The organism is Wolbachia endosymbiont of Aedes albopictus (assembly GCF_024804185.1).
Classification (GTDB): Bacteria; Pseudomonadota; Alphaproteobacteria; order Rickettsiales; family Anaplasmataceae; genus Wolbachia; species Wolbachia pipientis_B.
The window spans coordinates 385,445-401,466 of the sequence record NZ_CP101657.1; the positions used below are offsets into that span (position 1 = coordinate 385,445).

The following is a 16,022-nucleotide window of genomic DNA, read 5'->3' on the forward strand; positions in this document are numbered from 1 at the left end:
GATTAACTCTAAATAAAACTAATTTTACTTATTATTTGTCTTATCATCATTTGTCTTTTTATAGTTAATAGAAACAAGCAACCAGCTTGGGTCTGATGAATTAACATTTTTTTTGAATTGCCATACATCCCCAACTTTATTAATGGTGGATGTACTACCTGATATGATATCCCCTTCATTGTTCTTGACGAAGTTAATTTGCTCTGAAAGGAAATATACTGCAATAAACACTGTGTTTTTTACTAGCTTTATTTCTAAAATCTTTTGTGAAACGATAGAAACAATTATAGACTCGTGCACCTCTTTACGATGTTTAATCTTCTCTACGAAGTTGTTGTATAAATCTTTATCCAAGAGAGATTTTAACTGGAACAGATTTCCTTGATTGAAATATTTTATTATTAATTCAAAAGCTATGCTTGAACCTTCTATAAAGTGGGAAATAGAAAAATCTTTGTTTTTTTTTAATATTTGTTCATAAGTAACTTTTATTGAATTTTCATCATTGCTATCAATGTAACCCTCAATGTTTTCTACTACATCTTCTTTACTTCGGCTTACATCCAATACACTAGTTAGCTTTTTTAGATTGAGATTGGCTGACCTTCCTAAAGAATTATACAAACGTGAAAAAATGAACGCCGCTAATAAAGTATATATTACAAGCTCTATCATAGTAACTCAACTCCTTGGCATATAAAGTATCCGAACATTATTAATTATTAATGAAAATATGTTTTTCATATCAACTTATAATCAGGTTTGCTATTCGTTTCTAAATGAATATATTATATAAGAAAGTATTAAATATCTCAACTTAATTAAAGGAGACATAAGAAATGCCACAACAAAAAATGAGAATTCACGGTCAATATGTTAAAGATCTATCGTTTGAGAATCCGAATTCGCCATTCCTTTCTTCAAATAAAGCTCCCGATATCAATGTAATGGTTAATATCAATTCAGCGAAATTAGAAGGAATGGAAAACAAAGAAAGAGTAAATGAAGAAAAGCCTTTTCATGAAATTACCTTGCATATAGAAGCCAAGGCAACGGTAAAAGACGAGAACATGAACGATAGCGTTGCTTTCATTTGCGAGGTAAAGTATTGTGGCATTTTTTCAATAGAAAATTTTAAAGAGTTGAGTGAGGAAGAGATAAGACAAGCTTTGTTTATTGGCGGACCTACTTTTCTTTTCCCTTTTGCAAGAGAAATAATTGCAAGAGTTACAAGTAGTGGTGGATTTCCCCCACTAATGCTAGATCCTATAGATTTTGAAACTATGTACGAGCAGCAAAGTCAACAAAAAAGAAGTAACGGTAGTAATTCCAATTTTAACTAATATAGTGTAATATATAGCTGAAGATAGCTGTGCTACTGAGGTACCAAAGGAGGAAGTATCTGAAATGAAGCAGAATATGCGTAATAATTTTGAATGTGATCTATATATTCAGTTGTCATCCAGGTGCAAATTATTCTTGTCATCCCAGTGCGTGACACTGGGATCTAGTTCACAACTGTACGAACGTTGCAATGTGACACGATGTTGCATAATAAATGATGTCATTCCAGTGCGTGATACTGGAATCCAGTTCTTATTATACAGCTATCTGGTGTACTTATTTAAAATTAAGTTTTCTGGATCTCAGTGCCAAAGCACTGGGATGACACCCTTCCTGGCGGAGATTATTCTAAAATCACAATGTTCGTACAGTTGTGGATCCAGTTTCGTTGTTCAATTTCATCAAAAGTGTTGTATAGCGTGCTTATTTGCAATCAAATTTTCTGGATCCCAGTGTCTGGGCACTGGGATGACATTGGTAGTTATGCTTACTCTACTGCAACACGGGACGTTCGTACAGTTGTGTGTCACGCGCTGGAATGACATCATTAGTTGATTTTTCACTTAAAAATGGTTATGCAGGATGAATAATTCTTTAAACGCAAAAACGACTTTAAACATTGACGGGAAGTCATACAACTATTTTAGCCTAAGTAGTGCTAGTGAATTTTTAGGAATAGATGTAACTAAATTGCCCTGCTCACTTAAGCTTCTGCTTGAAAATTTATTGCGCAATGAAGATGGAGTAAACGTAAAGCTGGATGATATAAAAATACTAGCAAGTTGCGTTAATAAACACGCTAATCATGAAATTAGCTACAAGCCAGCAAGGGTGTTGATGCAAGATTTTACAGGGGTTCCTGCTGTCGTCGATTTAGCTTCTATGCGGAGTTATGTCAAGAAAAATGGAGGCGATCCAAGCAGCATAAATCCGTCTGTGCCCGTTGATCTTGTGATCGACCATTCTGTTCAAGTAGATAGTTATGGAAGTGTTTCCGCATTCAGTAAGAATGTTGAGCTAGAAGTAAAAAGAAATTTGGAGAGATATCAATTCTTAAAGTGGGGAGAATCATCCTTCACAAATTTTAGAGTAGTACCGCCAGGTACTGGAATTTGCCACCAAGTGAATCTTGAGTATTTAGCGCAAGTTGTATGTAATAAGGATGGGGTTTTGTATCCTGATACTTTGGTTGGTACGGATAGCCATACTACGATGATTAACGGGTTATCAGTCCTTGGTTGGGGTGTTGGAGGCATAGAAGCTGAGTCTGTGATGCTTGGTCAACCAATTAGTATGGTGATTCCAGAAGTAGTTGGATTTAAATTGATTGGCAGACTGCCGGAAGGAGTAACTGCGACTGATTTAGTGCTGACAGTTACCAATATCCTCAGAACAAAGGGTGTTGTTGGTAAGTTTGTAGAATTTTATGGTGATGGTTTAGATTATTTATCTTTGGCAGATAGGGCAACTATAGCAAACATGGCCCCAGAGTATGGCGCAACTTGTGGATTTTTTCCAATTGATCAGAAAACGCTAGATTATTTAAGCTTAACCGGAAGGCCAGAAAAGCTAGTTGAGGCTTATGCGAAAGAGCAAGGATTGTGGCGTGGCAATAATGAGTTAGCATTTTTTGACACACTAGAGCTTGATTTATCAAGCGTGAAGCCAGTAATGGCTGGTCCCAAAAGACCACAAGATAAGGTTTTTCTTTCACAAGTGGCAGAGTCTTTTTCTAAATCATTTTCAGTTAACGAATCAAAGGAAAGTGATAAGCTTCAAGATGGAAGTGTAGTTATTGCAGCAATAACAAGCTGCACTAACACCTCAAATCCAAGTGTAATGATTGCTGCAGGTCTTGTAGCTCGTAATGCAATTAAACTTGGATTAAAATCAAAGCCTTGGGTCAAAACTTCTCTTGCTCCAGGGTCACAAGTTGTAACAGAATATTTAGAAAAGTCTGGATTGCAGGTAGATCTAAATGCTTTGGGTTTTAATCTAGTTGGATATGGTTGCACAACTTGCATTGGGAATTCTGGTCCACTTAATAAAGATATAGAAGATGGCATTAAAAACAAAAATTTAACTGTTGCTGCAGTTTTATCTGGTAATCGTAATTTCGAGGGGAGAATTCATCCTTCAGTCAAAGCTAATTACTTAGCCTCTCCGCCGCTTGTTGTTGTTTATGCACTTGCAGGCACTGTACGAATTGACCTGACAAAAGATCCTATATGCAAAGATAAGAATGGAAGTGACGTATACCTCAAGGATATATGGCCAACAAACAATGAAATCGAAGATTGTGTTAAAAATGTGGTAACAGGTGAGATGTTTATACAAAAGTATAAGGATGTTTTTTCTGGTGATATACATTGGCAAAAGATAAAGTGTGAAAAAAGTGAAATCTATAATTGGGATGCAAACAGCACTTACATACAAGATCCGCCCTATTTTGATAATTTATCACCTAAAAATAATAAAATCGATATAAAAGGTGCACAAATATTGGCAATGTTTGGCGATAGCGTAACCACTGATCACATTTCCCCTGCTGGAAATATTGCCTCAAGTAGTCCTGCAGGTATATATTTAAAAAATCTTGGAATTGAGCCACAGGACTTTAATTCGTATGGGTCTCGTCGTGGTAACCACAATGTAATGATGCGTGGGACTTTTGCTAACATTAGAATAAAAAATGAAATGGTAAGCATCGAAGGCGGCTATACAAAATATATTCCTTCTCAAGAAACTATGTCAATTTTTGATGCAGCAATGCGCTACAAAGAAAGTAATGTTCCTCTCATCATTGTGGCAGGAAAGGAGTATGGCACAGGTTCAAGTAGGGATTGGGCAGCAAAAGGTACTTTATTGTTGGGGATTAAAGTTGTGATTGCAGAAAGCTTTGAGCGTATACATAGGTCTAACTTAGTCGGTATGGGTGTTCTTCCACTTATATTCCAAAATGGAATAACCAGAAAGATATTTGATGGTAGTGAGATAATAAGCATAAAAGGTGAAATAGTGCCAAGTAGAAATTTAGAATGTATCATCAAAAGAAAGGATAGTTCTGAACAATCAATTCAACTCAAATGCTGTGTACAAACTGCAACTGAGGTTAAATACTTGATGGATGGTGGAGTATTGAGCTACATACTTTTCTTGACTTAGTAAAGTTAAGTAAGTACTAGACTTCTTTTAGCCAGCCCTAACCTTTTATAAATAATAATTTATTCTACGCGAAGTTATGATATAATTTTACCTTACATATAGTAAGGGTGTTTTATAGATAATTATGATTACCTCTATACAAGAACCTAACGAATTGAGAAAACGTTTACAAGGATTTTATCGTACTGATGAAAAGAGTTATATACGTTATCTTGTAGAAAAAGCAGAGCTTTCAGCCGATTCAAAAAGTAGAATTTATAATATTGCAAAACAAGTTATTGAAAAAATCAAACACAATAAATTAAGTATTGTAGATTCCTTTATGCAGCAATACTCGCTTTCCAATGATGAAGGAATAGCATTGATGTGCCTTGCTGAATCGCTACTTAGAATACCAGATGATTATACAATAGACGAAATAATCAAAGATAAAATTGCCAATCAGGAATGGAATAAATATTTAGGGCACTCTTCTTCGTTGTTTGTCAATGCTTCCACATGGAGCTTGATGATAGGTAGCAGCATATTAAGAGATAATGAAGGCGATTCGAAGTTCTATTACGCAATTTCTAAGTTACTTAAGAATTTAGGAGAACCGATCATTCGCAAAGCAGTAAAACAAGCAATGTCTATGCTTGGTAATCATTTTGTTGTTGGAGAAACCATAGAAGAAGCTTTAAGGTATGCAAAACTAGATGACAATAGTAAGTTTTTATACTCTTTTGATATGCTTGGCGAAGCTGCTCACACAGCTGAAGATGCAGAAGAGTATTTTAATTCATACATGTACTCAATAAAGGCTATAGGTGAATCCGCTGAAATAAATGATTGTTTTAAATCGCATGGAATTTCAATCAAATTGTCTGCGTTACATCCACGTTATGAATTTGGTCAATTCGATAATATAGCTGAAGAGTTGAGAGCTAAACTGCTAGAGCTTTGTCATGAAGCAAAAAAATACAACATTTCATTATGCATAGATGCAGAAGAAACAGAAAGGCTTGAAATGTCCTTAATCTTGTTTGAACAATTACGGCTTGATGAATCACTTTCTGAGTGGGAAGGGCTTGGCTTGGCTGTACAAGCATATCAAAAACGTGCTTTGTCTGTTCTTGACTTTGTAGAGGATGTTGCTATTCGATCAAATCATAAAATTATGGTCCGACTTGTAAAAGGTGCATATTGGGATTCAGAAATCAAGCGTACGCAAGAATTCGGATTAAATGATTACTCAGTATTTACAAGAAAAAGCTATACTGACGTATCTTACCTCGCGTGCGCACAGAAACTTTTGAGTAAACCAAACAGCTTTTACCCATGCTTTGGAACTCATAACGCCTATACTTTTGCTTCTATCATGGAGCTTGCTGATAAAAATCATCCTGGATTTGAATTTCAACGTTTACATGGCATGGCAAAAGACTTATATGATTATGCAATGTCAGAGCTTGCAACAAATGTTAGCTGTCGTGTCTACGCACCAGTTGGTAAACATAGTGACTTGTTGCCTTATCTTATAAGACGCCTTCTTGAAAATGGAGCTAATAGTTCGTTTGTTAATCAAATAAATGATTCTAACATTAAAATTGATGAGTTAATTTCAGATCCACTGGAAAAAGCTATAAGTTTCAATTATGAATCTCATCCAGGCATTCCATTACCACAAGATATTTTGGGACCAGAAAGAAAAAATTCTTTGGGAATGGATATTAGTGACTCGGTGATAGTCTCACAATTTGCAGATGATATAAAGAGCTTTAGTGAAAAAAAATGGCAAGTTGGGCCAATAATTGACGGACAGTCACTTTTTGATGATGCCAAATTTACTGAAGTGGTGAATCCTGCACATTTAGAAAATGTAATTGGAGAAGTGTCAAATACAACAAGTGTTCAAGCTTTAAACGCTCTTGAAATAGCACATAATGCTTTTACTGAATGGCAGAATGTTTCAGCAGAAAAGCGCGCTAAATGCCTTGAAAAAGCTGCAGATTTGCTTGAAGAAAGGATGAAAGAGTTGATTTACATTCTGATCGTAGAAGCAGGAAAAATTTTATCTGATGCAATAGCGGAAGTAAGAGAGGCAGTAGATTTCTTACGTTACTACGCAACGATAGCAAAAAATGAACTGAGCGACTGGAAAAAATTGCCAGGGCCAACAGGTGAAGATAACTTCATCTTTTTTGAAGGTAGGGGAGTTTTCCTGTGTATATCACCGTGGAATTTTCCACTTGCTATCTTCATTGGGCAGGTTTCAGCTGCACTTGCATCAGGTAATGCAGTGCTGGCAAAACCGGCAGAGCAAACGCCGATTATTGCCTACGAAGCTGTTAAGATACTACATGAAGCTGGGATACCAAAAAATGTGTTACACCTCATTCCTGGGAATGGTAGATATTTAGGCAAAATATTAGTTCCAGACAATAGAATTGCTGGAGTAGCTTTTACTGGCTCAACACAAACTGCTCAAATAATTAATAAAATGCTTGCAGATAGGGATGGGCCTATTGTGCCGCTTATTGCTGAAACAGGAGGGCTCAATGCTATGATTGTTGATAGCTCCGCTCTCTTAGAGCAAGTGACTACAGATGTTGTACTTTCTGCGTTTCGCAGTGCCGGCCAACGCTGTTCTGCACTTAGAGTGCTGTTTATTCAAGAGGACATAGCAGAGAAGCAGATAAAAATGATATGTGGTGCAGTGCAGGAGCTAAAGATTGGTGATCCAATGCACTTAAGTACCGATATTGGGCCAATAATTGACAAAACGTCTCTCGATGTGCTGATCCAACATACGCAAAAAATGTCAGAGGACGAAGATTCAAATCTGTTATTTAAAGTACCCATGGATACAAATTCTCATAATGGTTATTTCTTTCCTCCATATATTTATGAGATACAAAAAATTTCGCAATTAAAGCAAGAAGTATTTGGGCCTATTTTGCATATCATACGTTTTAACAAGTCACAATTAAATGAAGTTATAAGTGATATAAACAATACAGGATATGGGCTTACATTTTCTTTGCAGAGCCGTATACAAAATCAGATCGATTTAATAAGCAAAAAAATATCAGTTGGAAATGTCTACATCAACCGTAACCAGATAGGTGCAGCAGTTGGGATACAACCATTTGGTGGTAGAGGACTATCTGGCACTGGGCCAAAAGCTGGTGGTCCTCATTATTTACAGCGTTTTTCTACAGAAAAAGTTGTAAGTGTTAACACTACAGCATTCGGTGGTAACACAACACTTATGTGTTTGGATTAATTTGCGGGCCATAATTTTTCTCCTATCTTACCTACACCGTCATACCGTGATTTATTCACGGTATCTCATCCGCTAACAAGAGATCCCGCTGCGGGATGACGAATTGCTTAACCGTCATTCCACCGCAAACCGTTATACCGTCACGAACCGTCATGCCGCCGCGGTATCTCTTAGCCGCTAACAAGTAGCGGGATGACGGTTGTCGTTTAGCTACAAACATTAAGAAATTTACCAAACGAAAAAAAAGGCAAAAGAAGCCCCGTGGTGCGAGTTTTGACTCTATATTACTGTAAGTGGCGCTGTAATAATGTGCTAACGCTTAAAATAAGCGCGATTTGGCTGAATGTAGAAAAAATAAAAAAGACATGCAGCCGCTATAATTTTATGTAATCCGCCAATAAATACTCTGAGTTTTTTACTGAATTTTGTCATTGAGCCTGCAGGTCAAAAACAAGTTTTGAGTCATAAATACCCTTAACACTACAATAAGGGACCTGGTGAGGCTTGTCAAGTAAGTTTTTTCGTTTCATCCAACGCGCTGCCAAAAGTTTGTTATGCAAGAGATCTCATAAATTGGGTGTCATAATAACTACACCCACATTAATTTTGGTGTACGTAACCTTGAAAGATCGTGATTCAATACTTAAATTATTAGGTTAGTAGGCAAATAATGGAGCTCAAAATGCACAATGTACAAGAAACTGAAAATTTAAAATTTGATGCTGAAGTAGGGAAAGTACTGAATATAGTGATTCATTCACTTTATACTAATAAAGATATTTTTCTGCGTGAATTAATATCAAATGCATCGGATGCATGTGATAAATTGCGTTATGAATCTCAACTAAATCCTAATTTGCTAGATTTGAGTGATGAATTAAAAATCACTATTAGCTCCAATAAAGATAAGAACGAGCTATATATCACTGATAATGGCATCGGAATGAACAGACAAGATTTAATAGATAACCTTGGTACAATTGCAAGCTCTGGTACGCAAAAGTTCTTAGATGCGATTAAAAATAGCAAGGATTCAAGCCAAGCTGTGGAGCTGATTGGGAAGTTTGGTGTTGGTTTTTATTCAAGCTTTATGGTTGCATCGGAAGTAATAGTAGAATCAAGAAAAGCTGGAGAGGAGGAGTCTTGGGTCTGGAAATCCAAGGGAGATGGAGAATATTCAATAAGTAAATCAGATAATCAAGTCCCTCGCGGAACCAAAATTACACTCATTATGCATCCTGAAGAAAATGAGTTTTTAGATAAATTTCGTGTTGAAAACATTGTCACTACTTACTCTGATCATATAAATTTTCCTGTTGAATTCATAGACGAAGAAGGAAAAAGTGAAAAGTTAAACAGTAAGGCTGCAATTTGGACTAAGCCAAAAAATGACGTTACTCAGGAGGAGCACAACGATTTTTTCCGCAGTGTTGCGCATGTTGGTGGTGAACCTTGGATGATATTGCATAATAAAAATGAAGGTGCAATAGAATATACGAATTTGCTTTATGTTCCCTCTATTAAACCTTTTGATTTATTTCATCCAGATAGACGTTGCTCTGTGAAGTTATATGTAAACAAGGTATTTATTACTGAAGATAACGTACAGATCATACCACAATACTTGCGTTTTCTGAAAGGTGTGGTTGATTCACCGGATTTGCCTCTTAATATCAGCAGAGAAACGCTGCAGAATAATCGTGTTGTTGAGCAGATCAGAAAATCTCTCACTAAGCGTGTGATATCAGAGCTCGGTAAAAAAGCAAAAGAGAATTTAGAGGAATATACAAAATTCTGGACCAATTTTGGTGCAGTTTTAAAGGAAGGTCTTTGTGAAGCTATGCCAACTGATGAGAGAGAAGCGCTGCTCTCAATTTGCAGATTTCATAGCGCTGGTGATGAGAAATTAGTCAGCATTGATGACTATATAAGCAGAATGAAGCCTGAGCAGGAGCATATCTATTATCTTACCGGAAATAGCCTCGATTCAGTGAAAAACAGTCCGCAACTTGAGGGGTTCGTCAGTAAAGGGCTGGAGGTTCTTCTGTTCGTTGATCCAGTGGATGATTTCTGGACCAGTGTAATTCATGAATATAAAGATCAAAAGTTTAAGTCTGTGACTCGCGCTGATGTTGATTTGGAAAAATTCTCTTCAGAAGAAGATAAGAAAAATGAAGAAAATAAATCGAATGAAGAAAAAACTGAGGAAACTATATTGCAATATTTTACTATAGTGCTCGGAGATTCAGTAAAAAGCGTAAAGATCTCTAAAAAGTTGACTGACAGTCCTGTGTGTTTAGCGGTTGATGAAGGTACTATGGATCTTCGCATGGAGCGTTTTTTGCGTGAACAAAAGCAGTTAAATTACCGCACGCCAAAGGTGCTGGAAATCAACACTAAACATCCTGTAATAAAAAATATAATGAAATCTCACGCTGAAAATGGTGAAAACCCAACATTGGAAGACATGATTCATTTATTATTTTACCAAGCTTGTATAGTGGAAGGTGAAGATATGGACAATGCAAGCCTATTTGCTAAAAAATTAAACAACTTGCTTGGCAAAGTTATCATTTAGTATTATACTTGATTAGTTATTAATAGAAGTAAGGTATGACTAATCAAACTGATTCTCTAGGTTCAAGTACTGCAAGCTTGCCAAGTGACAATTCAAGCTGGATTGATTTGGGCACACACGAAACAACTGGAGGTCCTTGCCATTCCGGAGGTTCTGGTATTGAAGGGGAAAAAGAGTCTGAAATTTCAGATGATAGAAGTCAACCCGAGAATAAACTTCAATGCAGTAGCTTTGGGGATGATTATGAAATTATCGAGGTTAGTGACCTAAATGGAATGCGAATTGCAGGATTTAGTAAACAAGAATTATTGGAATTGTGTAATTTCTGTAAAATCGGCTGCGGTAATAACGATAAAAAGTTAGATAGTAGGTATAAAACTAAAGCTGAACTCATTAATGAAGGTTACGGTATCATTCCATTTTATTATAATGAGAGAAATATAAGGTGTGCTGGTTTTGTTTTTACAAAAGATAAAGAAATAACTATAGCCTATCGTGGTACTCAAGACTTTGATGATGTGATAACTGATGTAAGCACAGCGCTTACATCAGAAATTTTACCTGAAGGTGGGAAAATGCATAATGGTTTTTGCAATGCATTTTATGATTCGTTGCCTAGTCTTAGTAAAATATTAGACAGTTATGCTAAAGAGCAAGGATCGGAAATCAAAGATTTTAAAATTAATTGTACGGGTCATAGTATGGGAGCCGCTCTTGCTACTATAACTGCTTTATATCTTAAGAAGGTAAAAGATGCTGAATACGTTCGTGTTGCAACTTTTGGTTCTCCGAGAGTTTTCGATTTCCACGGTGCTGAAATTTATGAAAAACTTCTTGGAGAAAATACCATTAGAGTAACTAATTCGTCAGACCCAATACCAATGTTTCCATCTGGTTCTATGGGCTTTAAGCACGTAGGTAAACCACTAAAAATAAAAACAGGTAATTTCGTAATAAGCTGCTTTGGAATGAGCTTCTGTGTAGTGGGAGGATACTATCATAAAACAGATACCTATTATAATTGTATTCAAGATATAAAACCTGAAGATTTTCAACCAGATAATAATGTATCTAGATATTATTACTTTTCTTATGTAGTTGCAGCGCCTTATTGTATAACCACTACAATTCTAACTACACCTTATTATCTTTTTCTAAGTGCTATTTCAAACACGGAACAACATTATTTTGAAAAAGAAATGAAGTTTGCTGATTTAATAAGCCATAAAAATGCCATGGTCGGTGAAGATCCTTTAATAATATCTCATATAGAGTGTAACATTAATGGAAGAGGCGAAGTGCCTCTTTATATTAACAATAATGGAAACAGTATGGAGTTAAGGCAGTTGTGTGGAACTGAAAATATATCTGTTAGATTTCTTAGTTCAATTGGTGATAATCTAGTAGCAGGTGGTAGTTTAGCAATGAGATCTACCTGCAGTAATAGTGAATTGAGTCAACAACCACAAGAAAACATTGTGGACAAACGAGAAAATATCATGAATAATGAAGAGTCTTCAATAAAAGAAGCTATAGGTAATGATTATAGGAGGAGTAAAATGCCTAAAAATACAAAAGATGGAAAGCAGAAATTAGATGAGCGATTGTTGAATGCTATCTACATTCCTGAGCAGATGCTGAGTTTCCTAGAAAAGAATGATATAGATGAACCTACTTTGGAGAGTATCCTAAAGGTAGTAGATACTAAAATTCAAGAGAATACTAACAGTCTAGGTTCTACTAAGAAGAAAAAAAGCATTGCTCAGAAAGAAAGACTCTTAAAAACTAGAGATTTGCTTATAGAAAGGATCAACAGCATTGGAGATGCTGAGGCTGCTGCATCATCAGTAAAAGATGTTAGTGAGGATGTTTCACAAGATATACAATCAGAAATTTTAGTACCATCATCTAGCGTTTCTCCAGATGTCGGCAACGTGTCTACGGCTAAAAATATTAATGACAATATGGTAGCTAGCAAAAACTCTGGACAAGTGAATAATGCCCAAGACGACAGTAAACAATCGAGTGATCAGGGCAAAAACAACACTGTGTTGAATAGTGAAAGTGATTCTGACTCTGAAAGTTCTGAAGAAAGTGGCAAAGACAGTTATGTTGCAATGGTAGCTGCAGGAGTTAAAGATACAGAAGCCTCTGCTAATGCAGCAGTAACCACGCCTGAAGAAGCAGGTAGTCTTGTGAGTGATGATAAGCGTGGTGACAGTCCTTCAGGTTCTGGTAGCAATTCTTCAATTCAGGATATAGTTAACGAAGAAGAGCTTGTAGTAACTACAACAAGACAGCCAAATGATAGTGAGCACGATAAAACCGTGTCTGAAGAGTACCAAGATACAGATTTTTCAATTGATGATGGCAATAGTCTTCTAGGACCTACATCAACTAACGAAATCTCTGAACGAACAGATGGTACTCAAAATAAAGAAGCTTCTTTCAGTGCGCAGGGTGATCTTAATCTTCAAAGTAAAAGTGCTACCGTGTCATCAATTGATGGTAATAAGGGAAAACAAGCTTCTCTAAGTGACGAAGTTTCTTATGATGCAGAAGAATCTATGTTAGGTACAACAAATAGTAGGGATGGTTCTACGCTTGAAAGTGATAGTAATAAACAAGAGCCACAACCAGAATCAGTGCCAATACCTTTAGTAGCTAACGAAAATCCTGGACAAGCGGATAATGTGCAAATCGACGGCAAGCAGCTAGAAGAGTCAATTTCTCCACCTGTTCTACCTACTGTGCATGTACCAGGAGAAAGTGTAGGACTTAAGGCACAGCCTTCTAATACTCAAGAGCAACAAGAAGTTCCTGAGACTCCAGTTCTAGGACAAATGGATGATACTGAAAGTTTAAGTACACAGGACGATCTTGTTTTTCAAAGTGACAGTACTACCGTGTTATCAATTGATGGTGATGAGAAGGAACGAATTCCTGTTCAACCGGTAGAGTCTGAAAGTAAAGGTGATCAACAAGATTCACCACCACTTTCACCACAGAGTTCTGTGAGTGGTGATGAGTGCAGTAGCGGTCCTTCAAGCTTCACTAAATTGCCTAAGAGTGATGAAGGTGATACTGACAATAACAATGATAAATATGTTAAAGTTTCTCCTGAGAATATGACTAAGGAGGACCTTACTCCCAAAGGTAGTGGTAGTTTGCAAGGCATACAACCAGAAATTTCAGTACCATCACCTAGCACTTTTTCAATGGAAGATATTGAGGATAGTGAAGACTCTTCAATTGTTAGTAAAGACTCTTTAATTGAAGATGTAACTGATGAACCAGAGAAAACAAATAAAGAAGATTCTACGCTAAAAAGTAGCAACAGTACAAAAAGTAGTAAGCTGCCTATTGTAGCTGCTTCTGCATTAGCAGTAACTGGGATTGCTGCAGGGATAGCTATCGCAGTTTACTTAGAGATGTTAGCAGTGGGAGTAGCAGTTGGAGCTTGTTGTTTAGTTGCTGCTGTAATCATATATTGCTGTAACAGACCTTCAAGTTCATTTAAGGGTAGTAATGTTGAACTTATAGCTGATAAAGAGCTTGCTGCAACAGTAAGTTGAAGAATAAATATTGTAGTTTACCATTTAATAATTTGTTATAATTGTATTAATTATTAGCGAATAAAAACTTGGTAAACTACGAAGAAATATTCTTAAACAAAATCAAAGATATAAAAGATGAGGGGCGCTACCGTGAATTTACGCACTTTGCGTCATTGCCAGGTAGGCTCCCCCACATTATGGACTACGAAAGAAATAGGGAAGTAATTGTTTGGTGCAGTAATAACTATTTGGGAATGTCACAGAATGAGAGTGTTATTGCTGCTATTCAAAATTCATCTGTTGGTGCTGGAGGAACAAGAAATATATCTGGTACAACAAAAGAGGTTGTCGAACTTGAAAAATCCTTAGCTTGTTTGCATAAAAAAGAGGCTGCTTTAACTTTTGCTTGTGGCTACCTTGCTAACCAGACTACACTTAGCACTTTATCGTCTATTATCCCAAATGTAGTAATTTTTTCAGACGAGAAGAACCATTCTTCAATGATAGAAGGCATAAAATCAGGAAAAAGACCAAAACATATATTTAAACACAATGATGTTGATCACTTAGAGCAGTTGTTAAAGTCCGTAGACACAAAAACACCAAAGATAATAGCACTTGAATCCGTATATTCAATGGATGGCGATATAGCGCCGCTTGAAGCGATATGCGATCTTGCAGATCAACATAATGCAATCACCTATTTGGATGAGGTGCATGCAGTTGGCATGTATGGTTCACATGGTGGCGGAATTGCAGAAAGAGAAGGCCTGATGGATAGAATAACCGTCATTCAAGGTACACTATCAAAGGCTTTTGGAGTGATGGGTGGGTATATAGCGTCTTCAAAGAGCTTGGTAGATGTAATAAGAAGTTCCGCTCCAGGATTTATTTTCACCACTGCTATGTCGCCTGTTTTAGCAGCGGCAGCAAAGGCAAGCGTTGAACACCTAAAATCGAGCAACATTGAAAGGGAAAAGCAAAAGCAAGTCGTTGAAAAAGTAAAAAACTCACTGAGAAATACAGGAATTAACTTCATTCCAACAGAAACTCATATAATTCCAATAATAATTGGCGACCCAGAGTTATCCAAAGGAGCATCAAAATTATTATTTGATGAGCATGGAATATATGTTCAACATATAAATTATCCAACAGTGCCAAGAGGAACTGAGCGTTTCCGTATTACCCCTACACCTTATCATACTGATGAAATGATAAAACATTTAACAGAATCTCTTGTAAAAGTTTTCGAAAAGTTGTCTATCTCTGTAGCCTGTTTATGCTATAGCTAGTACAGCCCTACGTCATACCGCGATTTATTCGCGGTATCTCAGCATGGATTCCGCTAACAAGTAGCGGAATGACGAGTTTTACGCTTATCAAATTGTAGGTAAACATAAATTACTTTAGCTATAGTTTTATATCTCCAGCAATGATTAGCCCGTTGTCTTCCGTTAGCCTTCCACCGCTTTCTTGCAGAAAAAGCCTACCGAGCGAAGTTTTGTATTTGTTAACTCCAGAGTAAACTGCTCCTCTGTGCCTTCCTGCTGCAAGGTACGCAAAGCCTAAAATTGTTGAACCGATGGAGCGTACATTACTATTGCCAGGCAGCAATTTATTTAATAAATTACCACTTACATCTATTAGACCCCCTTCACGGCTTTTCACCCGCATTTTTATATGACGAGATCTAAAATCCTCAAGAAAAGCACCTTTCTTTTCTTCTGCCCAAAAAGTTTCTCTAAGAGCCGGAGCATCAATTACAGCTGCCACAACTTTATTTTCATGAATGAGACAGACTGATACTGCAAAATAAACCATACAACTAGAAAAATTCTCCCTGCCCTCTATAGGCATAATAAACCAAGTGTAACCGTTATCTTTTATTTCTTGGTCAGTATCACCTTCAGAAATAAACCCATAGTCTCGTTTGTAGTCGTGCAAGCAATCGTATATGGTTTGCTTGGATTTTGAATAAGTTTTATTAATAAAGTCTGCTGATTTAACATTAGAAATTTGCAATTCATTAAAATCGCGCATAAGCTGCCTGGAAGCACTACGCACAGAATCAAGCATCACATTAATTCGTGGTGATGAGATGGACATTCTT

General features: G+C 36.6%; 9 protein-coding genes and 1 pseudogene. 6 read left to right on the top strand and 4 right to left on the bottom strand.

Annotated elements, in window-relative coordinates; genetic code table 11:
* Positions 1–24: 24 nt before the first annotated feature.
* Positions 25–675, bottom strand: a complete 651-nt coding sequence (locus tag NHG98_RS01980) for a Tim44/TimA family putative adaptor protein (RefSeq protein ID WP_096617290.1) — start codon at positions 673–675, stop codon at positions 25–27.
* A 164-nt stretch (positions 676–839) separates the two neighbouring features.
* On the opposite strand from NHG98_RS01980, the gene secB reads away from it, so the two are divergent.
* Entirely contained in the window at positions 840–1,343 is a 504-nt protein-coding gene (gene secB, locus NHG98_RS01985; protein WP_096617288.1) for a protein-export chaperone SecB, read from the top strand.
* 174 nt (positions 1,344–1,517) lie between these two features.
* On the opposite strand, the pseudogene NHG98_RS06510 reads toward secB, so the two are convergent.
* Positions 1,518–1,646 (bottom strand): annotated as a pseudogene (locus NHG98_RS06510) (WPE palindromic element domain-containing protein); the annotation flags it as partial.
* Between the two features lie 280 nt (positions 1,647–1,926).
* Here NHG98_RS06510 and acnA point away from each other — a divergent pair.
* On the top strand, positions 1,927–4,509 hold the full coding sequence (gene acnA, locus NHG98_RS01995) for an aconitate hydratase AcnA (protein WP_096617282.1): 2,583 nt from the start codon (positions 1,927–1,929) through the stop codon (positions 4,507–4,509).
* A 124-nt stretch (positions 4,510–4,633) separates the two neighbouring features.
* Positions 4,634–7,774 carry a bifunctional proline dehydrogenase/L-glutamate gamma-semialdehyde dehydrogenase PutA gene (gene putA, locus NHG98_RS02000; RefSeq protein ID WP_096617280.1) on the top strand — a complete coding sequence of 1,047 codons (3,141 nt, stop codon included), beginning with the start codon at positions 4,634–4,636 and terminating at the stop codon, positions 7,772–7,774.
* A 55-nt stretch (positions 7,775–7,829) separates the two neighbouring features.
* On the opposite strand, the gene NHG98_RS02005 is transcribed toward putA, so the two are convergent.
* Complete coding sequence (locus tag NHG98_RS02005) at positions 7,830–7,958, bottom strand: hypothetical protein (protein WP_259245497.1); 129 nt, start codon at positions 7,956–7,958, stop codon at positions 7,830–7,832.
* Between the two features lie 498 nt (positions 7,959–8,456).
* On the opposite strand from NHG98_RS02005, the gene htpG reads away from it, so the two are divergent.
* The 3 genes from htpG to hemA all read left to right on the top strand — a co-directional run bounded on the left by htpG (position 8,457) and on the right by hemA (position 15,204).
* The gene (gene htpG / locus NHG98_RS02010; protein WP_096617401.1) at positions 8,457–10,352 is read left to right on the top strand and encodes a molecular chaperone HtpG; all 1,896 of its coding nucleotides are present in this window, start codon (positions 8,457–8,459) and stop codon (positions 10,350–10,352) included.
* 35 nt (positions 10,353–10,387) lie between these two features.
* Positions 10,388–13,927, top strand: a complete 3,540-nt coding sequence (locus NHG98_RS02015) for a lipase family protein (protein WP_096617375.1) — start codon at positions 10,388–10,390, stop codon at positions 13,925–13,927.
* A 68-nt stretch (positions 13,928–13,995) separates the two neighbouring features.
* Complete coding sequence (gene hemA, locus NHG98_RS02020; RefSeq protein WP_096617377.1) at positions 13,996–15,204, top strand: 5-aminolevulinate synthase; 1,209 nt, start codon at positions 13,996–13,998, stop codon at positions 15,202–15,204.
* Positions 15,205–15,322: 118 nt separating this feature from the next.
* Here hemA and NHG98_RS02025 read toward each other — a convergent pair whose 3' ends face one another.
* Positions 15,323–16,018: an inositol monophosphatase family protein gene (locus tag NHG98_RS02025; protein ID WP_096617379.1), complete on the bottom strand. Its 696-nt coding sequence runs from the start codon at positions 16,016–16,018 to the stop codon at positions 15,323–15,325.
* Positions 16,019–16,022: the final 4 nt, after the last annotated feature.

Excerpts from the sequence above, each read along its gene's own strand:
- NHG98_RS01980 (WP_096617290.1), bottom strand. The coding sequence starts at position 675 with ATGATAGAGCTTGTAATATATACTTTATTAGCGGCGTTCATTTTTTCA.
- secB (WP_096617288.1), top strand. The coding sequence starts at position 840 with ATGCCACAACAAAAAATGAGAATTCACGGTCAATATGTTAAAGATCTA.
- acnA (WP_096617282.1), top strand. The coding sequence starts at position 1,927 with ATGAATAATTCTTTAAACGCAAAAACGACTTTAAACATTGACGGGAAG.
- putA (WP_096617280.1), top strand. The coding sequence starts at position 4,634 with ATGATTACCTCTATACAAGAACCTAACGAATTGAGAAAACGTTTACAA.
- htpG (WP_096617401.1), top strand. The coding sequence starts at position 8,457 with ATGCACAATGTACAAGAAACTGAAAATTTAAAATTTGATGCTGAAGTA.
- NHG98_RS02015 (WP_096617375.1), top strand. The coding sequence starts at position 10,388 with ATGACTAATCAAACTGATTCTCTAGGTTCAAGTACTGCAAGCTTGCCA.
- NHG98_RS02025 (WP_096617379.1), bottom strand. The coding sequence starts at position 16,018 with ATGTCCATCTCATCACCACGAATTAATGTGATGCTTGATTCTGTGCGT.